The 25,260-nt window shown below is 42.4% G+C and carries 23 protein-coding genes and 3 pseudogenes; 13 read left to right on the top strand and 13 right to left on the bottom strand.

Annotated features, from left to right (window positions below):
• Window positions 1-29: 29 nt before the first annotated feature.
• Window positions 30-674: a potassium channel family protein gene (locus tag CUS_RS09205; protein WP_002850028.1), complete on the top strand. Its 645-nt coding sequence runs from the start codon at window positions 30-32 to the stop codon at window positions 672-674.
• Between the two features lie 125 nt (window positions 675-799).
• Here the strand turns inward: CUS_RS09205 and ilvB are convergent, their stop codons facing one another.
• Complete coding sequence (ilvB, locus tag CUS_RS09200; protein ID WP_002850023.1) at window positions 800-2,497, bottom strand: biosynthetic-type acetolactate synthase large subunit; 1,698 nt, start codon at window positions 2,495-2,497, stop codon at window positions 800-802.
• Between the two features lie 904 nt (window positions 2,498-3,401).
• On the opposite strand from ilvB, the gene CUS_RS09195 reads away from it, so the two are divergent.
• The 7 genes and pseudogenes from CUS_RS09195 to CUS_RS09170 form a co-directional block, all read left to right on the top strand.
• The gene (locus tag CUS_RS09195; protein WP_227945464.1) at window positions 3,402-3,662 is read left to right on the top strand and encodes a hypothetical protein; all 261 of its coding nucleotides are present in this window, start codon (window positions 3,402-3,404) and stop codon (window positions 3,660-3,662) included.
• A 17-nt stretch (window positions 3,663-3,679) separates the two neighbouring features.
• Window positions 3,680-5,110 (top strand): hypothetical protein, encoded by a 1,431-nt coding sequence (locus CUS_RS09190; RefSeq protein WP_002849941.1) that lies wholly within the window; start codon window positions 3,680-3,682, stop codon window positions 5,108-5,110.
• 39 nt (window positions 5,111-5,149) lie between these two features.
• Entirely contained in the window at window positions 5,150-5,347 is a 198-nt protein-coding gene (locus CUS_RS09185; protein ID WP_002850033.1) for a hypothetical protein, read from the top strand.
• On the top strand, window positions 5,340-5,627 hold the full coding sequence (locus tag CUS_RS09180) for a hypothetical protein (protein ID WP_002849894.1): 288 nt from the start codon (window positions 5,340-5,342) through the stop codon (window positions 5,625-5,627). Before CUS_RS09185 ends, CUS_RS09180 begins: the two co-directional genes overlap by 8 nt.
• Window positions 5,627-6,103, top strand: coding sequence for a PcfB family protein (locus CUS_RS09175; RefSeq protein WP_002850063.1), 477 nt, complete (start codon window positions 5,627-5,629; stop codon window positions 6,101-6,103). Before CUS_RS09180 ends, CUS_RS09175 begins: the two co-directional genes overlap by 1 nt.
• On the top strand, window positions 6,100-6,225 hold the full coding sequence (locus CUS_RS20650) for a hypothetical protein (RefSeq protein ID WP_002850069.1): 126 nt from the start codon (window positions 6,100-6,102) through the stop codon (window positions 6,223-6,225). Before CUS_RS09175 ends, CUS_RS20650 begins: the two co-directional genes overlap by 4 nt.
• 116 nt (window positions 6,226-6,341) lie before the next feature.
• Window positions 6,342-7,673 (top strand): annotated as a pseudogene (locus CUS_RS09170) (type IV secretory system conjugative DNA transfer family protein); the annotation flags it as partial.
• A 789-nt stretch (window positions 7,674-8,462) separates the two neighbouring features.
• Here the strand turns inward: CUS_RS09170 and CUS_RS09160 are convergent.
• Window positions 8,463-9,524: pseudogene (locus CUS_RS09160) on the bottom strand (recombinase family protein); the annotation flags it as partial.
• 344 nt (window positions 9,525-9,868) lie between these two features.
• On the opposite strand from CUS_RS09160, the gene CUS_RS09155 reads away from it, so the two are divergent.
• The 5 genes from CUS_RS09155 to CUS_RS09135 all read left to right on the top strand — a co-directional run bounded on the left by CUS_RS09155 (window position 9,869) and on the right by CUS_RS09135 (window position 16,558).
• Window positions 9,869-10,957 carry a site-specific integrase gene (locus tag CUS_RS09155; RefSeq protein WP_002850021.1) on the top strand — a complete coding sequence of 363 codons (1,089 nt, stop codon included), beginning with the start codon at window positions 9,869-9,871 and terminating at the stop codon, window positions 10,955-10,957.
• A 919-nt stretch (window positions 10,958-11,876) separates the two neighbouring features.
• On the top strand, window positions 11,877-13,556 hold the full coding sequence (locus CUS_RS18605; protein WP_002849963.1) for an EAL domain-containing protein: 1,680 nt from the start codon (window positions 11,877-11,879) through the stop codon (window positions 13,554-13,556).
• On the top strand, window positions 13,549-15,384 hold the full coding sequence (locus CUS_RS09145; protein ID WP_002850017.1) for a LacI family DNA-binding transcriptional regulator: 1,836 nt from the start codon (window positions 13,549-13,551) through the stop codon (window positions 15,382-15,384). Before CUS_RS18605 ends, CUS_RS09145 begins: the two co-directional genes overlap by 8 nt.
• A 133-nt stretch (window positions 15,385-15,517) precedes the next feature.
• Window positions 15,518-16,162 carry a GGDEF domain-containing protein gene (locus CUS_RS09140; protein ID WP_157769516.1) on the top strand — a complete coding sequence of 215 codons (645 nt, stop codon included), beginning with the start codon at window positions 15,518-15,520 and terminating at the stop codon, window positions 16,160-16,162.
• Between the two features lie 165 nt (window positions 16,163-16,327).
• Entirely contained in the window at window positions 16,328-16,558 is a 231-nt protein-coding gene (locus CUS_RS09135; RefSeq protein WP_002849868.1) for a DUF6809 family protein, read from the top strand.
• 502 nt (window positions 16,559-17,060) lie between these two features.
• On the opposite strand, the gene CUS_RS09130 is transcribed toward CUS_RS09135, so the two are convergent.
• The 11 genes and pseudogenes from CUS_RS09130 to CUS_RS09085 all read right to left on the bottom strand — a co-directional run bounded on the left by CUS_RS09130 (window position 17,061) and on the right by CUS_RS09085 (window position 25,014).
• Window positions 17,061-17,708, bottom strand: a complete 648-nt coding sequence (locus CUS_RS09130; RefSeq protein ID WP_002849902.1) for an ABC transporter ATP-binding protein — start codon at window positions 17,706-17,708, stop codon at window positions 17,061-17,063.
• 9 nt (window positions 17,709-17,717) lie between these two features.
• A complete protein-coding gene (locus tag CUS_RS09125; RefSeq protein ID WP_002850042.1) occupies window positions 17,718-18,590 on the bottom strand; it encodes a hypothetical protein in 873 nt (290 codons plus the stop codon).
• Window positions 18,591-18,592: 2 nt separating this feature from the next.
• On the bottom strand, window positions 18,593-19,318 hold the full coding sequence (locus tag CUS_RS09120) for a hypothetical protein (RefSeq protein WP_227945463.1): 726 nt from the start codon (window positions 19,316-19,318) through the stop codon (window positions 18,593-18,595).
• Between the two features lie 142 nt (window positions 19,319-19,460).
• Window positions 19,461-20,585 (bottom strand): hypothetical protein, encoded by a 1,125-nt coding sequence (locus tag CUS_RS09115; protein ID WP_002849960.1) that lies wholly within the window; start codon window positions 20,583-20,585, stop codon window positions 19,461-19,463.
• Window positions 20,586-20,722: 137 nt separating this feature from the next.
• Window positions 20,723-21,160 (bottom strand): hypothetical protein, encoded by a 438-nt coding sequence (locus tag CUS_RS09110; protein ID WP_037276976.1) that lies wholly within the window; start codon window positions 21,158-21,160, stop codon window positions 20,723-20,725.
• A gap of 4 nt (window positions 21,161-21,164) precedes the next feature.
• Complete coding sequence (locus tag CUS_RS09105; protein ID WP_002849930.1) at window positions 21,165-21,761, bottom strand: accessory gene regulator B family protein; 597 nt, start codon at window positions 21,759-21,761, stop codon at window positions 21,165-21,167.
• A 10-nt stretch (window positions 21,762-21,771) separates the two neighbouring features.
• Window positions 21,772-21,912, bottom strand: coding sequence for a cyclic lactone autoinducer peptide (locus tag CUS_RS19190; RefSeq protein ID WP_002849916.1), 141 nt, complete (start codon window positions 21,910-21,912; stop codon window positions 21,772-21,774).
• A gap of 198 nt (window positions 21,913-22,110) precedes the next feature.
• On the bottom strand, window positions 22,111-23,400 hold the full coding sequence (locus CUS_RS09100; protein WP_002850075.1) for a sensor histidine kinase: 1,290 nt from the start codon (window positions 23,398-23,400) through the stop codon (window positions 22,111-22,113).
• Window positions 23,397-24,113, bottom strand: coding sequence for a LytR/AlgR family response regulator transcription factor (locus tag CUS_RS09095; RefSeq protein ID WP_002849886.1), 717 nt, complete (start codon window positions 24,111-24,113; stop codon window positions 23,397-23,399). The genes CUS_RS09100 and CUS_RS09095 overlap by 4 nt, the downstream gene beginning before the upstream one ends.
• Before the next feature lie 118 nt (window positions 24,114-24,231).
• A pseudogene (locus tag CUS_RS20400) lies at window positions 24,232-24,471 on the bottom strand (hypothetical protein).
• Window positions 24,472-24,606: 135 nt separating this feature from the next.
• On the bottom strand, window positions 24,607-25,014 hold the full coding sequence (locus tag CUS_RS09085; protein WP_002849954.1) for a plasmid mobilization protein: 408 nt from the start codon (window positions 25,012-25,014) through the stop codon (window positions 24,607-24,609).
• Window positions 25,015-25,260: the final 246 nt, after the last annotated feature.

The following is a 25,260-nucleotide window of genomic DNA, read 5'->3' as shown; positions in this document are numbered from 1 at the left end:
TAAATAATTGGACTAAAGAAGAAATAAAAATGGCGAGATCATTTTTGATAGTTGGTATGGGACGATTCGGCAAGCACATGGCTAAGTCGCTGACAGCGATGGACAATGAGGTGCTGGCTATCGACATAAGTGAGGACAGGGTCAATTCGGCGCTGAAATATGTCACTGATGCACGAATCGGTGATGCTACCGACGAGCAGTTCCTCAAAGAGCTGGGCATCAACAATTTTGATGTCTGCATTTGTGCGATAGGCGACAATTTTCAGGCTTCGCTGGAAACTACATGCCTGATGCACGAGTTGGGCGCGAACTACGTTTTTGCCCGCGCGAACAGAGATATTCACAAGAAATTCCTGCTGCGAAACGGCGCAGACGAAGTCATTTACGCCGAAAAGGAAACTGCTGAACGCTTTGCGGTGCGTTTCGGTTCTGAGGGTGTGTTCGACTACTTCAACCTGAACGACAAGTATGCTATATACGAGATAGGCGTGCCTGAGAGTTGGGTAGGCAAGAACCTTATCGAGTCAAACGTGCGCCAGAAATATCACATAAACGTGCTTGCCGTAAAGCAGGACAATGACTTCAAAATGGCGACCATCGACCACCGTTTCACATCTGATGAAAGGCTGCTGGTCATGGGTACTGCTGAGAATATCAGAAAGATACGCAAATAATAAAAGCGGACTGCATTATCTATGCAGTCCGTTTTTTTGTGCTTGATCCTATAGCGATCCGCCTTAAAATTCAGACAAAAATAAACGGCGCTCTTTCGGGGAACGCCGTTTTATGCTGTAATTTATCAGTTTTCCAGATCGATCTCCATGATAGGCTGGCTTACATCTGCACCTGCGGGGACCATCGGCAGCACGTTAACATCTTTATTGATGACAACATCTACCAGTACAGGTCTGCCTGCTGCCGCGTATTCAAGGGCTTTTTTCAGACCATCGGTTATCTCGTCCTTTTTGGTGATGCGAACGCCTTCGATACCGAATGCTTCTGCGAGTTTCATGAAGTCAGTGCCGCGCTCGATATTTGTCTGGCTGAAACGCTTGCCGTAGAACAAGCGCTGCCACTGGCGCACCATGCCGAGAACATCATTCTCGAACACCAGCTCGATAACAGGCAGTTTGTGCTTTGCAAGGCTTGAAAGTTCATTGCAGTTCATGAAGAAGCTGCCGTCACCTGCAATGTTCACAACTGTTCTGTCAGGGTTGCCGACTTTACAGCCCATCGCCGCCCCCAGACCATAGCCCATCGTGCCCAGTCCGCCGCTTGATGCAAAACTTCTGGGGCACTTGAAGTTATAGTACTGTGCAGCCCACATCTGGTGCTGACCAACTTCTGTGGAGATGATAGCCTTGCCATCGGTGAGCCTGTCAAGTTCAGCTATGACCTGATCGGGCAGGACTTCGTCTTCGCGCTCGATAGGCTGCATGTGGACTTCATAGTCACGCTTCCAGCCCATAACTTCGTTATACCACTCAGGGTGCTGCATATCGGGCAGAAGTTCATTCAGCCTTGCGATAGCATGCTTGACATCACCTGTAACGTGGTGATAAACAGAGATATTCTTGCCGATCTCGGCGGGGTCGATCTCGATGTGGATTATATGTGCATTTTTTGCGAATGTATTAGGGTTACAGAGCACTCTGTCAGAGAAACGCGAGCCGAGAACTATCATCAGGTCGCAATTGCTGACTGCCTTTGCAGCAGCTTTTGTGCCGTGCATGCCCAGCATGCCGATGTAGTTTTCTGCCGAATTATCGTAAGCGCACTGACCCATCAGCGAAAGAGCGACAGGAGCGTTGCACTTTCTGACAAGTTCTTTCATCTCATCTACAGCATCAGCCGCAACAACGCCGCCGCCTGCATAAATGAACGGTCTTTCGCAATTTTTGATAAGTTCTGCCGCCTCAGCTATCTCAGCTTCGGTCGTATCGGGGTCATGGTATTCAGACTTCAGCGGTTCCTGCTTTTCGTACTCGATCATCGCCGCAGTGATATCTTTCGGTATATCTATCAGTACGGGACCTTTTCTGCCCTCGTTGGCGATGCGGAAAGCCTCTCTGATTATTTCGGGGAGTTTTGCGGGGTCTTTGACGATATAGTTATGCTTTGTGACAGGCATGGTGATCCCGCAGATATCTACCTCCTGGAACGAGTCCAGACCAAGCAGATTTCTTGTGACATTGCCTGTAATGGCGATCAGCGGAACACTATCCATATAAGCGGTGGCGATACCTGTAACGAGGTTTGTAGCACCGGGACCCGAAGTCGCCAGAACGACACCTGTTCTGCCTGTGCTGCGGGAATAGCCGTCAGCTGCATGGCATGCTGCCTGCTCGTGAGCGGTGATGACATGTCTTATCTTATCAGAATATTTATAGAGCGCGTCATAGATATTAAGCACCGCGCCGCCCGGATAACCGAAAATTGTATCTACCCCCTGTTCCAGAAGGCATTCAACGATAACATCAGAACCGTTAAGCTGCATTATGATCTCTCCTTATTTAAAACAAAATATCCCGAAACAGCCGAGTCAGCCCTTTAACGCGGCGGTTATACGGGTGTGCAGATTTTTCTGTACCTAATAAATTATTATACAATATTTGTCGGCTGATGTCAAGTGCAGACGAGATTTTTACACAGATATCATTTTTTAATACAGAAATAAAACTGCGGCAATTCATACAAAAAACAAACTCAGGATATATATATTATGCCAACAAAAAAAGCAGACACCCGAACGAGTGCCTGCAAATGCCGCTGACCGGGCTTGAACCGGTACGAACTTTTGGTTCGAGGGATTTTAAGTTTTTCAGTCAACTCGGCAATTCGTGGCAGTTCAAGGCAATTCACGGCAGTTTATGCCCTCGAAAACGACGAAATTTCGAGCATTTTATGACCATTACTTCCCTTTCGACCGTAATCAAGCCAAAATCGAAAAAATCAAAAATACGGTCGATTTGGTAGAAAAGTGGTAGAAAAAACTGCATTTTACTATTTTCAGGCTGAAAAGATGGTAGAAAGATGGTAGAAACGAAAACTTGGTAGAAAGAAAGTTGTTGTTAAAAGAATAAATACCAAATATAGCGTATAGGCTTAGTAATTGTAATTACGGAGCGCTATACGCTATTTTTATGCCTAAAAACTGAATATGCTTTAACGCTCCTCGGATTGAGGGGCGTTTTTTTTATTTCAAGACTTAATTATCCCTTAAGCACCAACTCTCTTTTTAATGAAATGAACGCCAAAAGAGAGTGAAAGACGCAACGATCGTGTTTATATTAGCATTATATCATTTGTTAATCTTTAGTGTCAAGTGAATTTGGAATAATGATGGTTCAGAACTTCTTAACTTTCTGTTAATTTATAAAGTATTTGGGAGTGATTTTCTTATGCCAATTCCTATGCGAATTATTCCGAACGACCACGGTGTACTCACCCTGCCGGCTTATGCGATCCTCGACAATATGCTCAATGTTCCCGAGAGGGACTACCGCACGTTTGAGGAGATGTGTTCTTTCTTTCCGAAGGACGAGCCGTCAACGGTCAGAAATGCTCTGACGGAGCTTAAAGACGAAAAGTACGTTATCATCATTCACGGAAACACCTATGCAGTGAACAAGCTGCGTATACCGAACATGAAGCTGAGATAACTGACAGGGTGATACAAATGGGCAAGAAAATAAAAAAGAGCAAGACCATATCATCATCGGTCTGCCGTGTACATAAATCGAAAAACTTTACTCTGCTGAGTAATTCGTTCCTGCGGTCATCAAACCTCAGCTTGGCTTCTGTCGGTCTGCTGGGCCGTGTAATGGGACTTCCCGAAGAATGGGACTACTCGATCAAGGGGCTTTCTTCTATCTGTAAAGAGGGAGAAACGGCTATTGAGACCGTCCTGAAAGACTTGCAGGAGTGGGGCTATCTCAAAATATCAAAGCTCTACCCGAACGAAACTGAGGACGGCAGGATACATTATGTCTATGACTTCTATGAAAGTTCGGAGAAGGACAAGACACTTTCCTGCACTGTTATGGCTGAGGGCAATATGCCCTCCAACAAGTCAAAGCGATGTCGTGTCAATAAGACCGACAACTTTACCATAGTAAGCAGTCTGCTTCTCCGTTCTAAGGAGATCAGCCTGAAATCCCTCGGTCTGCTCCTGAGAGTTCTTTCCTTTCCAGATGATTGGGATTACTCCGTTGCAGGGCTTGTGTTCATCTGCAAAGAGGGCAAGACAGCTATCGACTCTGCACTCAAAGAGTTGAAGAACATAGGCTATCTGGTAGTCACCAAGCTGTATGCCAATATGACGGCAAGCAAGGGCATTGAGTACGTCTATGACTTCTTTGAAAACCCCATAAGCGAGGACGAAGCGGACAAGCACAGAGAAAAGGTCAAGGCAGAAGCAAAAGCAAAGGTATCGGGTGCGGAACTTTCAACAGAGATGTTGAAAACCGCTGATTTTTCAGCTCCGCAAGAGGGTGAAAAACAAGGGGTAGAAAACCTATATCTTGATGATCTACCGCTTGAAGTTCTACCGACAGAAAATCGCCCCCAATATAATACTAAAGAACAAAATAAAGAAAATAAAATACTGTGTGATGAAGGATCTATCAATCAATCGGCTTTTTCAGGCACAAAAGCAGAACGCTTTGTTGAAAACTCTGCCCCAAGATTGATGGATGGATATATCACAGACAAAGAAAAGATAAAAAATATCATCAAGGAGAATATCGAATACGACGAGTATGTCGAGTGGATAGAGCTTTTCGGAAGTGACACTATGACCGTCAGCGGGCTGGATCAGATCGTCAGCCATATGGTGAGGACGGCTGTATCACGGCGAGGGCGAGTCATTGATGACATAGTTTATTCTGCTCAGGAGGTCCAGGACTCTCTGCTGAGAGTGAACAGGGCTTGCCTGGACAGAGGCTATAACGTGATGAAGAAAACAATGGGTATCCATAACCCCATGAGTTATCTGATGAGCTGTCTTATCAATCTGGCGAACAATATTGACTTCACCCAAAGCTATGAGGATATGAGCATTGACTACGATGTTCGGAAGAATGTTCTCCATGAAGACTTCGATGACTGACCGCAAAGGAGGTGGTGCGTATGATTGTGAGGTGACACTATGCCCGAATACAAGGCAGTAGACAAGCTGTTTTATTCTTTCCACAGCGAGTTTGAAGCTATCGTCATGGATATGATCGCTGAAAAGACGGATAAGCGTATCATTGACACGATGTTTGAGGACTTTGACCGCTTGCAGGAAGAATATCACGAAAAGCTGAGACAAATATGCAGAGAGGACGGTGAAGAACGTGGCTAAGACTATCTACACGCAGTTTGATGAGATGGTGAATTACGATAATATCGTAATTGTCGGCGTTAAGCCAATCTTTGAGGAAGATGAGAACGATGAGGGTAAAGTATCTGTTCTTCTCGACTATGAGATGTTCGGCAGAGATGTAACAGGTATGGAGATCCCGTTTGGTCTTTATTCCACCCGAGAAGAAGCGGAAAAGGCTGTCAAGGCACTCCATGAGTGGTTCAGCAATCAGGCGTATGCCGTTTACGAAGTTCCCAAGCCGGAGGGAGCTGATACCTGATGGCTAATGACTACGAAAACGGCACAAAGAAAACGATAGACCTGACGATCAAGGCGGAGAAGATCAGCTCGGATATTCTCAAAGAAGCCTTGCAGGAGTTTATGGCAGGCAAGGCTGAAAAGAAAGGGCGAATGTCCTATCGTCAGCTGGAAAAGAAGTCTGACAGCAAGCTCGACAGCATTGAAGTCAGTGAGGACAATATCGGTGATTTCCTCAAAACGGCGAGAAAATACGATGTTGACTTTGCCCTGAAAGCGGACAAGTCTACCGAGCCTGCAACCTATCATGTTTTCTTTTCAGCAAGCAAGACTGAGAACTTCAAGAAAGCGTTTACCGAATACGTCGGGAAAAACGCTAAGACAAACCAGCGTGGGGTGTTCACGAGGGAGCAGTTAAAGAGAGAAGCTGCCCGTGTTGCACAGTCACCGCACAGGAAACACAGATCGAAAGAGAGAAAAAGGGAGACACACAGATGATCGAACATACCTATCCCCCGACACCAAGGGCAAGGGGCGATGATGTTTTTACGGCGAACTTTTATGCCGATAACATGAGAAAGGCTTTGTCTGCCGAGTGCAGATCAATACCCGAAAGCTAAAAAAGGTCATTCTGAAAGCCATACCCTATGCGATCTTTGCGTATGCAGGAAACCTTATCGGCTATGCGTACCGAACAGCGGAGGGTACAGGATTTCAGGAAAAGATACTCCCTTTTATGAGCAATCTCGGGGTCGCTTTTGCTAAGGTCTTTCCCAGCTTTCACCCGTTGGATATTTTATTCGGTTTGGTACTGGCGGGTGTCATGAGACTTGTTCTCTATATCAAATCGAAGAACAAGAAGAAATTTAGGCAGGGCGAGGAATACGGCTCGGCTGTATGGGGTACGGAAAAGGACATTGAGCCTTACATGGACTTATCCAACCCCGAAAACAACGTTATCCTCACGAAAACGGAGTCGCTGACAATGGGCAAGCCCTCATCGCCTAAGTATGCGAGAAACAAAAATATCCTCGTTATCGGCGGTTCAGGCTCAGGCAAGACAAGATTTTTCGTCAAGCCGAACCTGATGCAGATGCACAGCTCCTATGTAATCACTGATCCAAAAGGTACGGTGCTTGTGGAGTGCGGTCATCTTCTTGCAAGGGGCAGACCGCTGAGAAACAGCGAAGGCAGGATAGTGTATCAGAGGGATGGCAAAAACGGCTTGAAGAAAGATAAGAACGGCAAGCCTATGCCTGTCTATGAGCCGTACAACATAAAAGTCTTTAACACGATAGACTTCTCAAAAAGTATGCACTATAACCCTTTTGCCTATATTTCCGAAAGAAACCGTGAGAAGGACATACTCAAATTCGTGGAAGTCCTGATAAAAAATACTTCTTCCTCTCAGCAGCCCGGCGGTGATGACTTCTGGGTAAAGGCTGAAAAGCTGTTGTATACGTCTTACATTGCACTGATCTTCACCCTTTACGATGAAGATGAACGCAATTTTGAAACGCTTATCGAAATGATAAACGGTTCTGAGTGCCGTGAGGAAGATGAAACTTTCAAGAATGCTATGGACATACAGTTCGGTATGCTTGAAACATGGCTTGACGGTCAGTTCCCTTCCGAGGAAGAAATTGACGAAGCCATAGAAAAAGAGAAAGAAAAAGAAAAGTCGGAGGGGTCTGACGATAACTCCGAAGAAGCAGAAGAAAGCGAGAGCAAGTTCAAATTTGAAGCCAAAGCCTATGACGAATACCGCAAAATGTGTCACATGACACCTCAGAGCGAACAGCAAAGGCTCGGCGCATTTGCTCTCAAACAATACAAGGCGTACAAACTTGCCGCAGGCAAAACGGCTAAGTCTATCTTAATTAGCTGTTCGACACGTTTAGCGCCTTTTGCCATAGATGAAGTTCTGGAGATAACTTCGTATGACGAACTGCATCTTGATATGCTCGGTGATGAGCTGTCAGCGCTGTTTGTAATAATCTCCGATACTGACGCAACGTTCAACTTCCTCGTTGCGATCATGTATTCACAACTTTTCAATCGGCAATGTGGAATACAGATATATCCCCAACAAGGAGTATATTTCCGCTGACCGTGACCTTATCCTGAAAATGGCTGAAACGCTGGACAAACAGGGTATCAAGTTTTCGGGAAGAATTTACCCGACCGGCAAAGGCACTCTGACCGTCAGCCGCAACGATCTCGCTTATGTGAGGTCTGTCCGTGACAACATCATCGGCAAGCGCCGTCAGGTAGGTATTGGCGAAAAGGGACAGGTCATCGGAAACCGTTCCGTTTCGGCACAGAACAGACATTTGTATATGTCTACCCTCACTCCGAAACAGTATGAAGAAGTCAAGCCGTTTATCGAAACCAATGCACGATACAGCGGTGTTATCCGTGACGGCAAGGTGATGTTCTCGGTTGACCGTGATGAAGCACAGGCTTTCCACAGGGCGTTGGATACCGCAAAGCGTGAGGTGGGTCTTATCCACACCATGCAGGAGCAGGGGCTTCCAATGGAGCAGATGATAGCGCTTTCACCCGTAATGCACAGGCTTGCGGTGGAAGATGCACAGCTTCAGCTTTCGGACTTTTTCGATAAGCGTTACGATGAAGCACAGTTTGGTGAAATGCTGTCCCTTATCAATGCCTATCTCGATCAGCCTGCTTCGGAGCGTTACGGCGAACACTCCAAGCTGAATGATATGCTTGAAGCGAAAAGCAGTTTTGACCGTACTATCGAACTTTCCGATTTCTTTTTTCAGCACGATTTCAGTGAAGAACAGAAGTCTGCAATTGCCACTATGTTTGTCGGTGAGGTCACTAGAGGACAGATCACATCGTTATTCTTCTGCTCTTTGCGGCTGATCGTATCATGCAGCTTTGCGGCATCGGCTTTCAGCTTGCTCTGCTCCGCTTCATATCTTGCAGACATTGTAGCAAAACGCTCATCGGAGATTTTACCCGAAACATTGTCCTCATACAATCTCTCAAACAGATCGTCAAGCTCATTGATACGCTTCTCAGCCAGTTTCAGAGCCTTCCTTGCGGTCTGAATTTCACCGTCCTGCACCGTTGCCGTGTTGCTCATTGCTCTGATGACGAACTCGTCCTCATTGTCCCTTACAAATTGTGAGAGCTTATTCAGCTCACCGAGGATAATTTCCGTCAGAACACAAGTCCTGATGTAGTGAGCTGTGCATTCGTCCGAATCGTGTGCATAGGTGGAACACATCATATGCTCCTGATTAGGTGACATACTCTGCGCCCTGCCGACATAGAGGGTGTTACCGCAATCCGCACAATAGACCATACCTGCAAACGGACTTACCGTACCGCTTTTCTGCCTTCTTCTCTTGTGGCTGCGAATCTCCTGCACCAAATCAAAATCGTGCTGAGAAATGATAGGCTCATGGGTGTTCTCGATGATAAGCCAGTTCTCTTTCGGATTTTCATACAGCTTCTTGTTTTTGTAGGACTTGCGGTAGGTCTTGAAGTTGACCGTGTGACCGAGGTAATCCATACGCTCAAGAATATGAATGACCGTTGCCATACCCCAGCGTTTTGTTTTGGCGTTCTGATTGCATACGTTCATACCTTTGGAACGGTAATATGCTGTCGGTGTAGGTATACCGTCCGCAGTCAGGATATTGGCGATCTGAGTCGGACCGTTGCCCTCAATGCAGAGCTGAAAAATTCTCCTTACCACAGCGGCAGCTTCTTCGTCAATGACCCATTGGTTCTTATCCGTTTCGGACTTCTTGTAGCCGTAAGGCGGGTGCGTGGCAAGCGGCTTGCCTGCCTGAGCCTTTGCTTTCTGGACGGCACGAATTTTCTTGCTTGTATCACGAGCGTACCAGTCATTAAAAATATTAAATGTCACAGATGGATAACCCATAAGTGACCTTTACCGCCAAAACAAAATAACAACTAAAAAGAGTATCAATCTCCTATAATACGGGAGACTGATACTCTTTTCTTTTTGTATGCAATAGTAAGTTTCAATATCTTCGATAAAAGAAACAAGATAGCTTTTGAAAAAACAAGAAAGCAGAAATCAAGCCAAAACTGAGCTTATCTTTTCGCAAAATTATTGATTTGACGATACGGGCAAAAATGTCGTAACCGGATATAACTATATACTATAAATTATACCAAAAATCCCTCCGTATGTCAAGGAAAGATCAAGCGATTTTGTCAGTTTGGTAGAATAATCATAAAGACTATATCGGAGGTATTATTATGAGCAAAGGAACAGTATATAAACGCAAGGACGGACGCTGGGAGTGCCGTATATCTATGGGCAAAGATGAGAGCGGCAGGCGTATTTTCCGTTCATTCTACGGCAAGAGCCGTGAAGAAGCTGAATACAAGGCTATGATTGCACAGGGTCAGGCAGATGAAGAATTTGCTGTAACGGAAATGACGTTCAGAGAGCTTGTGACCGAGTGGCTTCATGTGACAGCATCACGAATCAAGGAATCTACCGCCGCCAACTATGCCATGAAAGCCGAAAAGCACCTTATCCCTGCATTTGGAGAGATAAAGTGCTGTCTGCTGAAAGCCAAAGATATATACGCATTTATCGAAAGAAAACTGAAAGAGGGATTGTCGGTGCGGTATCTGTCGGATATTATGGTGCTGTTCAAGTCCGTGTTCCGCTATGCAAGCCGTGAGTATCGTATCCGTAACGTACTTGACGGTATCGTTCTCCCGAAAAAGAATAAGCCTGAAATTGCTGTCATGAACAAGGAACAGCAGCTCAGGCTTGAAAAATATCTGGACAAGCGCCCGTCTGTTACAAGCATGGGTATATCCATTTCCATGTATATGGGCTTGCGAATAGGAGAGGTCTGCGCCCTTCAATGGAAGGACATAGACCTTGAAAAACGGACTTTGACCGTCAGCAAGACAATTCAGCGGGTACAGTGCAGAACGGGTGCAAGGCACACCAAGCTCATCATCACCGAGCCGAAAAGCGAAAGTTCCAAGAGGACGATTCCCATTCCCGATTGTCTGCTCCCTATGCTCAGGCAGTTTAAGGATAACGGCGAGGTGTATGTGGTATCGGGCAGGAAGAAGCCTGTTGAACCGAGGACTATGCAGTACCGCTTTGCCAAGATACTGCATAACGCAAATTTGCCGTCATTTCACTACCACAGCACCCGCCATCTTTTTGCAACTCGCTGTGTCGAGCTGGGCTTTGATGTAAAAACGCTGTCTGAAATTTTGGGGCATTCTTCCGTAGAGGTCACTATCCCCGTTCCAAATAGTAACACTATACCAGTAGCAGTACCTACCGACAAGAACAATCATTATAATAACGAATAAGGGCGATACCTAATAGCTCAAAGGTATCGTCCTATTTTTCTTTTCAGAAGCCTATTCCCTTTTCGTCTGCGAGGTTCACTATCTTCTTTCTTTGTTTCGCCGCATATCGTATCGTGGCATAAGCTCCTCCGCTTTTATGCTGTATACAACATACCACAAGATCTGCTCGGTCGATCATGCTACGATTGCGGACTTGGATAGCGGACTTTGGGTGTGCTTCGGACGATTCTGCACACACCTCGACTTCATCATAATAGTCAATGTACTCCTATGGGTATTGCCACAAGCGTGCCTATTGCGGCACTCCCACTAAACGAAAAGTTGCGGTTTGTATAGTCGATATTGCGGTATTGAGGATAATATTGGTAAACTGTGAATGATAAAAACGTTTATTATGTAGCTTATTGCTTTGTAGGATCATAGATTATAAACTGCCTCCGCTCAAAATTGCAGAACGGATTTTATATGATAGCAAAACAGCTATATTTCGGTATAATATAAATGATAAGGGCTATGTCCTCCGTGACCGTGTACGGAAGGCATAGCCTTGATTTTTCTTTTCAGATGCTTATTCAGTTTCGTCTGTAAAGTTTACTATCTTCTTGCACTGTTTCTCAGCATATTGTATCGTGCGGTATGCTCCTCCGCTTTTGTGCTGAATACAGCATATCACAAGGTCTGATCGGTCTATCATGCTCCGATTGCGGACTTGGATGGCAGACTTGTGGCAAGATTCGGACGATTCAGCGCACACTTCGACTTCATCGTAATAGTCAAGGTTCTACTTTTAGCTTTGTCCGTAAGATTCCGGAAAAGATTTTGTTGTCGATTTATTGACTATTCGTAAAAAACGTGGTATAATGTTAACTAAATAATATAAGCAAAACAAACTAAAAACTGAAAAAAGGAGTTTTGTGTTATGAAGATCAACGATGAAAGCTATATACTGACCAACTTTGAATATGCACTCGAAAGTAAAAACATAAAACCGTTCTTTCAGCCTATAGTTCGGACTATTACCGGAGAGGTGTGTGCAGTCGAAACACTTGCCAGGTGGGAAGATCCTATCAGAGGGCTTATCACGCCGAATGTATTTATTGACATACTCGAAAAGCATGATCTGATACACAAGCTCGATTTGTTTATGTTTGAGGAGGCTTGCAGAATATACAGTGAACAGCTTTCAGACGGTAAAGCTCCTGTATCTGTTTCAGTGAATTTTTCAAGGATCGACTTTACACATAAATGCTTTGTTGATAAGATTATCTCCACCGCAAATAAATACAACATCCCACCGAGTGTTTTATGCCTTGAAATTACAGAAAGCGTTATGCTTGATAACACATACCTTTTCAGGAAAATATTTGACAGGCTTCACGAGGAAGGCTTTAAGATATGGCTTGATGATTTCGGGAGCGGCTATTCTTCCCTAAGCGTTATAAAAGAGTATGATTTTGACCTTATAAAAATAGATATGCGTTTTCTGAGCAGTATGAGCATACGTTCAAAAAAGCTGATCGCCGGTGTAATAAATACAGCTAAATCTCTCGGGATACATACGTTGGCAGAAGGGGCTGAAACGCAGGAGCATATTGACTATCTGAAAGAGATAGGCTGCGAGATGATACAAGGTTACTATTATTTCAGACCTATGGACATAAAGCAGTTTTCAGTTTGTTGTGAGAATAATACACTTGCAGCCGAAAGCAGAGAAGACAGCGTTTATATGGATATGATAGGAACGCTGAATTATCTTAGTGCCGATCCCATTGTTGACTATTCCTCAAACGGATCATGTGCGAAGGATACCGACTATATTGCAAACAAATATCCTCTTGCCATAATGGAATTAAATGAAGGGAAATTCAGCTTTGTATACACTAATGAAGCGTATAGAGCCAAGCTGTCACTTCTCGGATTTAAAGACCTCGAAGACACAGAAGCACAGATAAATGATACTTCCAAGCCCTTTTACTCGGGTACTCTGTCTCAGATGAAAAACAGCGAAGAAGCTGACGCTCCAATAAGAAGAAACTACATAATCGGTGATAAATACTATTCGCTGACAATAAGGTATCTTGCCACGACCGGAACCAGAACCATGATAGCCTTGAGCCTTCATGTATTCTTATATGACGGAATAGAGGACAGGCACGAGGAAATTGATAAATACAGCCGATCGCTTCTGTATAATTTTGAACTGGTAAATATCATAGATCCACATAAAAAGACCACCAAGCAGATATACTCAAATCTTGATTTTGATCCTGATTACGGCTTTTATAAGCTTGATGAGGGTGTCAGACTTTTCGCAGAGAATGAGCTGTATACTGCTGACAAGCAGCGCTATCTTGACTTTATGTCACTTGATGACCTTGATAAGCGCATAGACAAGGCTGACGGACCGTTTATCCAACAGCCGTTCCGGTTCAGGATCACAAGCGACAGATACGAGTGGCGATGTGCAAGGATACTTCGTATACCAAAGGCTGAAGGCTATGAGTATATGTTCAGCTTACAGAAATTTGCAGACACCGACCTTCCAATGATAAACTGCTTTTATGATCATAGCAACAAAACGGAGAACTATCATGAATAGAATAAGACCTCATATCGGGCTGCTTGCAGCTACACTTACAGATGCGTTCTCAAACGAGTTCGTAAAGGGAGCTGTATCTGCGGCAAAGCGTCTTGAAACAGACCTGACCGTTATACCCGGAAAATATCTCGGCATACAGCATATCAATGACGGTTTTGAAGCATATTACGAATACCAGTACAATGTTCTTTTTAAATACGCCGCCAAAGCCCGTTTTGATTATATCATAGCGCCCGTCGGTACTATTGCATATGCGTATGACAATGAGCAAAAAAAGAGATTTCTCGACAGCTTTTCCGATACACCGGTTTTATGCGTTGCATCTGATGTCGAGGGATATGAATGTCTTGAATTCGACAATGGCTCAGGTATTATTTCTGCGGTAGACTATCTTGCGCAGCATAACCGAAAGCATATCGGCATAATGGCAGGCAGGTCTGAAAACAGCGAATGCACTGAAAGGTACATCGCTTACAGAAAAGGACTTGAAAAGAACGGTCTTGTTTTCAAGGAAAGCTATCTTATGTATTGCGATATGTCATACGATTGTATAAATGAAGCCAAAAAACTGCTTGAGGACAATCCCGAGATAGATGCGGTGATATGTATAAATGACATAATCGCTTCTGTTGTGTATAATGCTGTCAAAGAGTGCAGCAAAACTGTCGGAAGAGATATTGCCGTAATAGGATTTGACGACCTTCCGTTTGCCAAAGACCTGAATCCTCCGCTTGCAACAGTAAGGGCTGATGCTTTTTTGCTTGGCAGCGTGGCTGTTGAAAAGGCATATAATTATCTTAACGGAATAGAAGACAAGCGTCACCTTGTCGAAACAAGATTTATACCAAGAGAATCCTGCTTTGCGGATAAACGCTTTATCAAGACACCGAAAACACTCTTTATGGGTGATACTGACTCAATAAAGAATAATCTGAAGGAATACATATCGGACAGAACAGGCTCTTATGAAGAAACAATGACCATATACGAGCCGCTGGCTGAGCTGATAGATTTTCTTGAAAAGGAGTTTTTTGATAGCACGGCATCTGATGATTCTGTTAACATCGCTTACGAAAAGATAATAAACATCTTCCCAAAAGATAATTCTTTCGGTGGTGAAACGATAAAGCTTTATACAATTAAGGAAAGCCTGTATACCTGGCTTCTGAGAAATTGTATGGAGGAAAACCTGCCGTATATACAAAAGCTGTTGAGCGCCATTGAAAATACCTTTAACCAATCGTCTAAATCAATGCCGACGAGATATATCGAACGCACGCATCTTGAAAACCTGTTTATCCGTGATTCGCTGATGTTCGGCGGCAATCTTAAGGATAGCTATGCGGATATCCTAAAAAGGCTGTGTAACGTTGGCTCTTTGACAAGCTATCTTTATATTCTTGAAAAGCCTGTCGAACACCATAATGATTCAGAATACCCGGATGAAGTAAAATGGCTTTTTAAATCATTCAGCTATGGAGCTGAGTGTATTAATATCCCCGAGAAAGAACAGTCAATAAGCACCTATGAGGTATTTAACAATCCCAGGCTCGTATCAGACCGTACAAGGATACTGATAGCAGCAGACCTATTCTCTGCGCAGACACAGTACGGATTGGCACTTCTTGAACCGGAAAACTCTGAATTTATAGATGAGCTTGAGCTTGTGACTTATCAGCTCAGCTCAGCCGTCAGAACGCTTGATATACTTAAAAACCTGAATGTTATCCTTACCGATACAAGGCTTGCCCTTGCTATGGCTAATGATTATCAGTATATATACTGCATTGATACAAACAACGGCAAGTTATATAGAATATCAGCGTGAAAGTGCATACAAGGATTTTTCGATAAAGAACAAGGGCACAAACTTTTTCAATGACTGCCAAAAAGCCTGCAGCAGAATAATATACGAAGAAGACCGTGTGCTTTTTCGTGATATGTTCAGTAAAGAGTCATTCATGAAAAAGCTTGATGAGGGCGAACTTTTCGGCTTTGATTACAGATACGAAAAGGGAGATGTGCTAAGATTTTACCGTCTTAAAACAATAATTGGCACAGATGAAAATGAAGGAACTGTGTTTATAGGTGTTAAGGATATAGATACTCAAAAGCGCCGAGAGATCGAAATGAAAGAAGCACTATTCAAAGACTCGCTTACAGGTGTAAAGAACAAATCTGCATATAGTAATACAGAAAAGAAAATGAATGCTCTTATTAAAGAAAAAATATGTGAGGATTTTTCTGTATTCGTTTTTGACCTAAATGATCTGAAAAAGATAAACGACAATTTCGGGCATGACGAAGGTGATAAATATATACGCTCAGGCTCATCGCTGATATGCAAAACATTCAAACATTCACCCGTTTTCAGGATAGGCGGAGATGAATTTGCCTGCATTCTGAAAGACAGCGACTACGAAAACAGAGTACAGCTCAAAAAACAAATAAGAGAGCAAATTGAATACAATAAGCAGCACGGCTGTGTAGTTATTGCTGTCGGCAGTGCAGATTATCTGCCTAATGAAGACAACTGCCTGCTCGATGTATTCAAAAGAGCAGATAAAGAAATGTACGAAGATAAAAATCGTCTTAAAAACAGTTAAAAAGATAAAATGCATGGGATCAAAAGCAACGATATACATAACTGTCGAACACCATTTCGGAAGTTATTTAGCTTGCTGTGCCGTAGGCAACACCTTAACAACGATTATTTGGGTTATGTTTGGACGGTTGGTTTTACAGCAATAAAACCGAAAGGACAGATACAAATGATCGATGCGATGTATAATTACAGACAGGGTGAAATCAACTCCGCCGAGTTCTCTGAGGAGTTTAACAAACTCTGCATACCGTTTGAAGATTCGCTGAGCGAGGAGCAGATTGATATATTCCACAAGATTCTGGACTGCGTGAGCGAGACTGCCTCCGCTGAGATGAGAGCTGCCTACAAGGTCGGCTTTAAGGACGGTGCCGAGATGATGCGTGAGGTAATGGAGTAAACATACAAGTCTAACGATACAAAATAGAGCAGGGATACATGCTCCGATTATGGAGAATGTATCCTGTTTTCTTAATTATTACTGCCGCCGCCCAAAATGGAAGAACGGAAATTTAGTGATAGCAAAACAGCTATATTTCGGTATTGTTATTAACAGTGGGAGTGGTCAAAATAGACTGCTCCTATATTTTTTTCTTTCAAATTTTCAAAACATATTGCTTTTTTGAACCGCTCCAGTAAAAACGTACAATTACAAAAAGAGCCTCCTATGGTATAATAGAAACCATAGGAGGTTTTGTTATGGCAAGAAGTTACAGACACATAGGCTAAGACAGCGGAATATATTGATAATTCAAATGTCTCTGTAAATCTCAACTTACAGAAACAATGTTTTTATTCTATATCAATAATTGTTTCTTCGATATTTGTAGTATTATTCCCTACATCATATCTCAACTATTCAAGAGGGATTTCCTTTAGTAATTCTGTTAATAATCTCATCACTATCCCTCATCTTTAATTCTTTCAATAACACCCTTATCCATCTCATGCACTGTCTCACACAGCACCGAGATATCCTCCGCTGAGTGCGAGCAGATAAGGATAGTTTTCCCCTGCTCTTTGTATGACAGCAGATACTCACGCATATCCTTAACTCCGTCCTTGTCAAGCCCGTTGAACGGCTCGTCAAGTATCAGCAAATCGGGGTTTTCCATTATCGCTTGTGCCAGTCCCAGCCGTTGACGCATTCCGAGAGAATACTTGCGGACATGGCGTTTGAGCTTCGGGTCAAGCCCGACCTGCTCCATACTCTGCATTATTTCATTTTTGCCGATCTTGTTGTTAAGTCCTGCAAGTAGCTTGAGATTTTTGTACCCCGAATAATACGGGATAAACCCAGGCGTTTCGATTATAATACCAATGTTCTTCGGGAAATCAACGTCCTTGCCGATACGCTTGCCGAGGACAGTTATCTCACCCGAGGTAGGCTTGATAAAGCCGCAGATGCACTTCATAAGCATGGTCTTTCCAGAGCCATTACGCCCGATAAGACCGTGTATCCTGCCCTGCTCGAAACTCACGTTTATATCCTTTAATATCTGCGTTTTGCCGAGTGTAAGATTTACGTTTTTTACATCTATAATATCCATTTTGTCACCTCAGTTATCAATCGTCAGCGTAGTGTCATAGCTGTAATTTCGCACCTTCAGCACCGACACGATCATCAGCCCCACAGCCCCGATACACAAGTAAGCATACGAAAAAACCATCGTCTTAACAGGTATGCTGAAATAGCGTGTGTAATGCACCCATATGATCGAGTTTGCCATAGGGAACAGCCACATAGCCTCGCTGTAGACCGAGCAAAGCCCTGCACCTATCGATACGATTCCGCCTGCTATGACCATTCCTATGACCTTGATCTTGAACAGGCAAGCGGTCAGCAGTATCATTCCGAGTAAGAACAGATAGAGGGCTATCAGCAGATAGCTTTCAGCCGCCGCATGAAATATGGTGAGCTGATTGTAGAGGTTTTCGGGCAGCAGTTCGGACACAAAATCGCCTGCTCTGTCAGGAAAAACTGTCGTGTATTTTGTTGCCGCATCGCTCCATTCATTGCCCCAGAAGCATTTGCCTATGCAGGGCAGCACCGACATCACGAATATCAATGCAAGGTATGTAATTATCATCATAACCATGAGCAATATCTGCGACAGCACCCAGTTTATGCGCCCTGTTCGTGATATGCTGAGGAACGTGTTGTTGTCGGTTTTCGGGAAGTCCGAAACAAGCGTTAAGAACACAAGCGGCACTATCATCATTATCAGGCCGGAGTTTGCAACTGCGATAAAAGGCTCAAGAGCATTTATCTTCACGCCCATTTCTTCGGCTGCCGCCTGCAAAGGAGAAATCGCAAAGCTGTACACGAACACAAGCATTACCACTATGATTATCATTCGGGGATCGACAAGCCACCGCACATACTCCGTTCTTGCCGAGAGCAGCACTTTTCTGAAACTCAGTTTATGCATAGCTATTCCCCCTTATCCCGACGAAGATTCATTATGACAATAAAGCCTATCAGAGCGGCAGCGGTACATATCCCATTGTATTTAAGCATCAGCGGTACATAGGTGTTTTTGCTGTACCACTGGGTGATGTTTTCGGGATAGAACGCCGAGCATTTTTCAAATATACTAAGCCCCTCGGTAGGTTCGTCTGTCATATGAGCCTGACTTATCTTGTTAAGAGCGACCTTCTGAATGTACGCCAGCATAAACGGCACGCAGGTGATAATGTAGTGGTTCTTCACAAAGCTCGACATAAAGAACGCAGGCAGCACCGAAACCGCCCCGTAGATAAATGCCCCCGAGAAGAAATGCCAAAGCTCCGTTGCCATGCTGAAATTATCCTCTATAAAGAACGAGTGTGAAAGCTCCTTGCAGTCCTCGATTGTCGGGAAAATCGGGTAGACGATAACCGCAAACACCGCACAGCCAAGCGTGACCGCCAGTCCTGCGCTGATTATTGCCGACACGAATTTTCCGATGTAATAACGCAGCTTACCCGTTCTTGCGATATTCAGGCGGATACTGCCCGTATTGCGTTCGTTGCAGAAGGCTGTCACAAAGGGCAGCGCTGCGATTATGGGCATGAACATGGTGCAGTAGCCCGAAAGACCACTGGATATAATAGTTATATTTGCAATTCCGTTTTCTGAAAGTGTTTGCCAATCAAGATAAAGAATTGCTTCATACACACTGTAATTTATATTTGTCTCATGATCGGAATATCCTTGAGTTGTTAAACAGAGGATCGCAGTAATAATAGCGCAGGCAAAAAAACCAAGCGAAAATATAGTTTTATTCAGATCCACATATACTGTACTGATCGTCTTAAATTTATTGGCCATAGAACGAAAAATCTCCGGATATACAGTCTAAAAGTGCATAGTAATATTTTTCTTCAGTTGGATTATACAAAGATATAGTCCACATAGGCGTACTATAATATAAATTCGTTGCGGGATCATTCCAAAAGATCTTGTTCTCCAGACCTATATATTCGACCTCATAATTTGAATTTTCACTCAGATTATCATCGATGTATTCAAGTGCTGACCGCAGTGTTATTATCTCGTTTACTTCTTCTTGTTCGTACACTTCAAATACATTTTCATTATTTCTAAAACACTCCACACCATCGGAAGAGCATATCAAAACAGTGTATCCACAGGGGTTTGAATTGATCTCCTTCAGTTTTCCGGTAAATATATCTTTACTGGATGATGTTCTTCCCGCAAATCCGCAGTTTGCCGCTCTCAAAGGAATGTTATTATTCTTTTGGACCATATTGATCTCGAAAGCATAAGTACCATTTTGTTTATCAATTCGTATTTCATACGGGCTTAATTCGGGATAACCGTATTCCTTTAACGCACTTGCAAAATCTCTGCTTATAGCTATTGCTTCGTTTATTGACATCTCGCAGTCCTTTAACTGATATTTTTTGTCATCGAATGAATTAGAGAAAAAATATCGTTCAATGGTGATATTGTCATTCGGGAGAAAAAAACTCTCGGAATAACCGTTCTTTATCCATACGATCGAGCCACCGTCAAAATCTATAAAATAGGGGTAATTACCGTCTGCGTTCATCTGGTGATATGCGCCCATCTCTTCAACGCCTTCAATTTTCTCTCCTATATCTATTTTTCCTCCATTCAAGTAATCTATCAGACCTTGCTCTATGTCGAAAAGAAAGCCATTACTCTGCTTGAAAGAAAGGACCTTGACACTTTTTATCTTGTCTATCTGCACATCACTGCGTATGGAAAAGTGTTTATATTCAGCGTTTAGTGCCTCTGGATACATCTCTGATACCTTATCCACAGTGTTATAATCAAAGTCCGCATCAGTAAAACTAACATTTTTTTCTTTTTCGTTTCTCTCAATAGGGCTCTTGCCTTTTGCACATGAGGTAAGTGCCAAACATACTGCCAAAATAATAAATAATAATTTTCTCATGATCCACCTGCTTCTAATAAAGAACCGCTATAAATGTTTATAGCGGTTCTTAAATAAATTTGAAAGGGGTATAATTTGTTTATTGATCACAAATGTATTCGTTGTTATTATACTAAGAGTGTAATTGTCGGAGAATATTATTTGAAATAGCCTGATGCGGAGGCATTTGAAACATATTTCCCGACATTTGAAAACCCGCCATTCACTCCAAACTCAACTACCGCATCATACAATAATCCCTTTTTATAATTACTATTTGACCAGTTAGAGGTTCCAGTCTCCCAGATATCAAAACTTCCACAGTAAATAGTATGGCTAGATGAACGATACCCATTTGCGAGCACACAGACACTACCGCTAGGTATATTGTAAGAGGAACAGTTGGTTTTTAAGTATCCATTATAATGTGCCTGAAATCCATAAACCCACTTTTCACATACATTATTTGAAGAAGGCGCACCTTTTGTATAGTGTAGATTATAGGAATTGTCGGCACTAGCGCCAAAACTCATCATACTTACAGCCATTGTCATTGCTGCACCAATCGCAGCAAGCCTCTTTGTTAACTTGTTCATTGATTTATTCCTCCATAATTTTAGATTTTTCGATTCTGTTTATCAATAATCCTATCAGCATCAAAATCGAATCAACTGCTATAAATATCATAACGCTTGTCGCTACTGTGTTGAATAGTAGATGCAGTATCACGAATATTAAGGAATCAATGGCAATTAATAAGATTGAGATAAGTCTATTCCTTTTACGCTCATCTGCACTTAAAGGATTATTCTTATGCTCAACCGGTGCAAACAGAACTATTGGAACGATCAGAACTACGAGTGTGATAATCGCCGGAAAATTACTGTACAGCTCCGGCATTAGTTTGACACATAAAACTGTGAGTGCATACATTGCCGATGTTATCAGGTAGCAGATTTCGCTTGTTTTGGCATGATATCCTCCCGTAAATATCCTGAGCGGAACAAATATCAGCATAAACGCCGCAAAGTGCAGCATTGATTTTGTCAGAATACTGATAATAAGTGCTGTCAGAATATTTGAAAGGTTAACCAAAAGCACCTCTGCACCGTAAACGCACTCATCACGTTTTTCAATGTCAACTGTCTTGTTTTTGATCAGAAGGAAAGCAATATCTTCAGCTATATATTGAAACATACCAAAGACCTCACTTCTTTTCAGACTTCTTTACAGGCTTCATCTGCTTGGGTGCTACAGGCTGATAGCAGCCAATAAGTGATGTTGAGTTACAAGCAGCTTTTGCAGACGCATTGATTACTTTGGCAATAGCTTTTCCAAATGTTTTCATCTCTAAATCCTCCTTTCTTCGTTTCTGATTCCTTGAGTATATGGTAGCACATTTTTCCTCTCTTGTGTAAAAGTTTGCGTAATCTGTAGAAAAACTTGCGTAATCTGCAATAATTACCAATATATGTCAGTGTTCTAACAGTTTATTAATATGATTATGAAAAAAGAAAAGCCGCCAATTTCTTGACGACTTTTCATGCTAAACATTATTTTGAATCATTATTATAGCTTCAACGATATCATCATGGGCTTCAAGAGTGAACTCTCCGTCATATGACTGCACTATACTTCTTACACTTTTAAGCCCTATACCGTGCATATCCTTGTCTTTTTTAGACGTTGTATGTGTATTAATTGAGTGCGAGCATCTGTTAGTTATCTTGATCATAAATAAACTGTTTATAACAGAGATCTGAATATGAATAAATGGTTCGGTTTCATCTGTCTGTGCCTCTATAGCGTTGTCAAGCAAATTTCCGAGTATCGAAGCAAGGTGAATGTCGGAAAGAGCGATTTGTTCGGGTATTGCTGCATTTACAGTAAAGGGTATTCCAAATGAAAGTGCTGTAGCATATTTTGCATTTATTATAGTATCTGCTGTGGTGTTACCCGTATGGAAATATTCTGACTTATGCTCGAATGAGCTTTGTTCCCTATGAACAAATTCACCAAGCTCATCAATTTTACCCTGCGCTATTAGTGAGTCGATCACAAGTATTGTATTCTTGTAATCGTGGACACTTTTACGCCACATAGAAAAAGTTTTTTCCTGTTCCTTCAGTGACCTTTCAAGAAATATGTTTTGCTGCGATATTAAGTTGTTCTCTTCTTTTTTTATCTGTGATTCCGAGATATTGATAACGGCAATATATGTAGCGGCAATAAGAGCAAGCATAAGCAAAAACACGGACATCAGTATTATATTTGAATCCTTATCTCTGCCAAGTTCAAAATATAAAATTGATGATATAACAATAAGTGCTACTGAACCGCCAAAGGAAAGAACAAGAATTTTTTTACTGATTATTTGTTTTTGACTGACCAGTTTATTTACAGCAATACAAGTTATCATCAGAACTATTTTTGATGTATAACCACCAATTATTCTGCCTTCCGACATACTATTGAACAGATCGGATATTGAGTTCCCGGTAATGTCAGCGGCGATCGAACACATTATCATATCTATCACAAACACCAGCAGAAAATACAACAATTCGATCACAAGCGTTTTTATTATGTGGGATCTAAATATGCAAATGCAGAATAACGAAAAAGCGATAAAAAAAATAATCGTATTGACGGAAGATAACAAATTAATTCTGTTTAAAGCGATCATTCCTGCGGAGAATGGAAACGCTGTTAAAATATATACTTTTCTGCTGACAGGTTTATTGTCATTAGCAAGAAAGCTTTCGCCAAACACAAATCCCATTAGACATTCAAGCAGAGAGAAAATATATTCCGATATCCAAAAAAACTTCGTCATATCCTGCTCCCCCAATATTTTGCTAACGCTGATTTAACTGATTTTGCGTGATTTCTGCCAACCACAAGTCTTTCATCACTTTCTAAGGTAATATCAAAACTTGAATAGCTTTTAATGTAGCGCACATTTACAACTGCACCACTGTGTATCATTACAAAGTCGGGAGAGTCTATTTCAGAATAAAGCTCTTTGATAGTTTTACGAACATTGATCGTCCTGCCTGCAAGGTGTACATCGCAACGTCTTTTATTGGTCTCAAAATACACTATTTCTGATATTTTCACTTTTATAGTTCCGTCTGTGGATTTTAATGTTATGTACTTCTCATGACTGTTTTCAATCAGATGCCAAGCAGCCTCTAAAGCCAATTTCAGTTCCGTTTCAACATATGTCTTCCTGATATACCTAAACGGCTGGAACTGAAAAGCCTCAAAAACATACTGCTCATGGACGGTATAGAACAACAGCAAAATATCGGGATAAGTATCCTTTAAAAGCTTTGCTGTTTCAAAGCCGTTCAGCTTCGGCATATCAATATCGAGTATGACAATATCGGGATATTCCTTCTTATTAACTATCTTATTAATAAGGTCTTGAGATTTATCAAAAAAGTTAAGCTCGACCTCCTGCTTACCCTTAAAATATTCTCCGACTATATCACGGGCTTTATCAATCCAAAGCGGTTCGTCATCGCAGATATCTATTTTTATCATTCTATCACCCCAATATACATTATACTACTATTTTTATTAAAATACAAGCACTCAGGCATAAATTGCTTGGCAAGCGTTTTCGAGTTTTTTCTGAATCAAAAGTTTCTACTCCGCAATGTCAAACGGTTCTGAGGGACATTTCCATATGTCGTAGGTGCAAAGTATAAGGCTCTGCAGAAGTAGCTGAATGAATGTAAACGCACTCCGCACGTTCACGCTCCTCGCCCTCAGCAGACATCATAAATTCAAGAAAATATGCCTTTTCCTATTCGTAGTCTGTCCAGACCTCACGCCTGCCGTTGCAGACAGTAGTGACCTTGCGTGTTCTCGGCATCGCCAATTCGGGTATTGCTAACATATTCTGCACCTCCAAAAAGTATTGTAGGTTTATTATAGCCTATTCCGTTTTCGGAGTCCAGCATATCAGAATTATTGTAATAATTCTTGTGCAGGGCGCAGCAATATAAGCAATTTTCTCGGTACATTTTTCCTCTTATTTTCTCACGTCCTCGTGAGCCTTATCTACTATCGCTCTGAACGTCTGCGGTGTCACAGCAAAGCGTTCCAACTTTGCTTGATACTCTGCAAGCCTTGCCGAGATTTCCTCAACTCCCTGACGTATTTCCTGCATATCTTCGGGATAAATATTTCCCGTCTGATTGACCTGAAGTGCTATAGAATTTATGCGGTCGGATATTTCTTTCAACCTTGCCTTGTCGGGTGCAAGTTCTACGTCCGTGATCTCAATTATGGGAGTGGCGATAATCGAGTTGAAAATATACTCCGACATAGAACGCAGACCGCTCTCCTGTGTGCAGCGTTTCAGCTTGTCATATTCCTTGCTGTTCAGCTTTAATTTCATTCGCATAGTTTTACGTTCTTCATCGGGCTTTACATTCATAGATCAGTCTCCTTTACTTTTCGATTTGCCCATTTTTTTCATATCTATTATATCACTATTTCTATCATTTTTCAAGCGGGGTCTTAGGGGTGCAAAACCCTCTGACAAGTCTGTGTACTTCGGGGTGTAATTTTTCAAAATGTACCCCCGAAGTACCGTGCTTGCTACTCATGAATTGATATTTTCACGACCTGTCCGGTCGTGATAATTTTTTGCTCCGAAAAATATCTGCTTTTGAGCCGGATT

The sequence above is a fragment of the Hominimerdicola alba 8 genome (assembly GCF_000178155.2).
Classification (GTDB): Bacteria; Bacillota; Clostridia; order Oscillospirales; family Ruminococcaceae; genus Hominimerdicola; species Hominimerdicola alba_C.
Note: the sequence above shows the minus strand (reverse complement) of the source record. Positions and strands in the feature narration are given on the sequence as shown.

Bases quoted from the DNA above. Each gene is read 5' to 3' on its own strand.
- CUS_RS09085 (WP_002849954.1), bottom strand. From the start codon at position 25,014: ATGAATGTAAAGCCCGATGAAGAACGTAAAACTATGCGAATGAAATTA.
- CUS_RS09105 (WP_002849930.1), bottom strand. From the start codon at position 21,761: ATGTTTCAATATATAGCTGAAGATATTGCTTTCCTTCTGATCAAAAAC.
- CUS_RS19190 (WP_002849916.1), bottom strand. From the start codon at position 21,912: ATGAAAACATTTGGAAAAGCTATTGCCAAAGTAATCAATGCGTCTGCA.
- CUS_RS09135 (WP_002849868.1), top strand. From the start codon at position 16,328: ATGATCGATGCGATGTATAATTACAGACAGGGTGAAATCAACTCCGCC.
- CUS_RS09130 (WP_002849902.1), bottom strand. From the start codon at position 17,708: ATGGATATTATAGATGTAAAAAACGTAAATCTTACACTCGGCAAAACG.
- ilvB (WP_002850023.1), bottom strand. From the start codon at position 2,497: ATGCAGCTTAACGGTTCTGATGTTATCGTTGAATGCCTTCTGGAACAG.
- CUS_RS09100 (WP_002850075.1), bottom strand. From the start codon at position 23,400: ATGACGAAGTTTTTTTGGATATCGGAATATATTTTCTCTCTGCTTGAA.
- CUS_RS09145 (WP_002850017.1), top strand. From the start codon at position 13,549: ATGAATAGAATAAGACCTCATATCGGGCTGCTTGCAGCTACACTTACA.
- CUS_RS09115 (WP_002849960.1), bottom strand. From the start codon at position 20,585: ATGAGAAAATTATTATTTATTATTTTGGCAGTATGTTTGGCACTTACC.
- CUS_RS18605 (WP_002849963.1), top strand. From the start codon at position 11,877: ATGAAGATCAACGATGAAAGCTATATACTGACCAACTTTGAATATGCA.
- CUS_RS09140 (WP_157769516.1), top strand. From the start codon at position 15,518: ATGAAAAAGCTTGATGAGGGCGAACTTTTCGGCTTTGATTACAGATAC.
- CUS_RS09155 (WP_002850021.1), top strand. From the start codon at position 9,869: ATGAGCAAAGGAACAGTATATAAACGCAAGGACGGACGCTGGGAGTGC.
- CUS_RS09190 (WP_002849941.1), top strand. From the start codon at position 3,680: ATGGGCAAGAAAATAAAAAAGAGCAAGACCATATCATCATCGGTCTGC.
- CUS_RS09185 (WP_002850033.1), top strand. From the start codon at position 5,150: ATGCCCGAATACAAGGCAGTAGACAAGCTGTTTTATTCTTTCCACAGC.
- CUS_RS09205 (WP_002850028.1), top strand. From the start codon at position 30: ATGGCGAGATCATTTTTGATAGTTGGTATGGGACGATTCGGCAAGCAC.
- CUS_RS20650 (WP_002850069.1), top strand. From the start codon at position 6,100: ATGATCGAACATACCTATCCCCCGACACCAAGGGCAAGGGGCGATGAT.
- CUS_RS09110 (WP_037276976.1), bottom strand. From the start codon at position 21,160: ATGAACAAGTTAACAAAGAGGCTTGCTGCGATTGGTGCAGCAATGACA.
- CUS_RS09175 (WP_002850063.1), top strand. From the start codon at position 5,627: ATGGCTAATGACTACGAAAACGGCACAAAGAAAACGATAGACCTGACG.
- CUS_RS09125 (WP_002850042.1), bottom strand. From the start codon at position 18,590: ATGCATAAACTGAGTTTCAGAAAAGTGCTGCTCTCGGCAAGAACGGAG.
- CUS_RS09195 (WP_227945464.1), top strand. From the start codon at position 3,402: ATGCCAATTCCTATGCGAATTATTCCGAACGACCACGGTGTACTCACC.
- CUS_RS09095 (WP_002849886.1), bottom strand. From the start codon at position 24,113: ATGATAAAAATAGATATCTGCGATGACGAACCGCTTTGGATTGATAAA.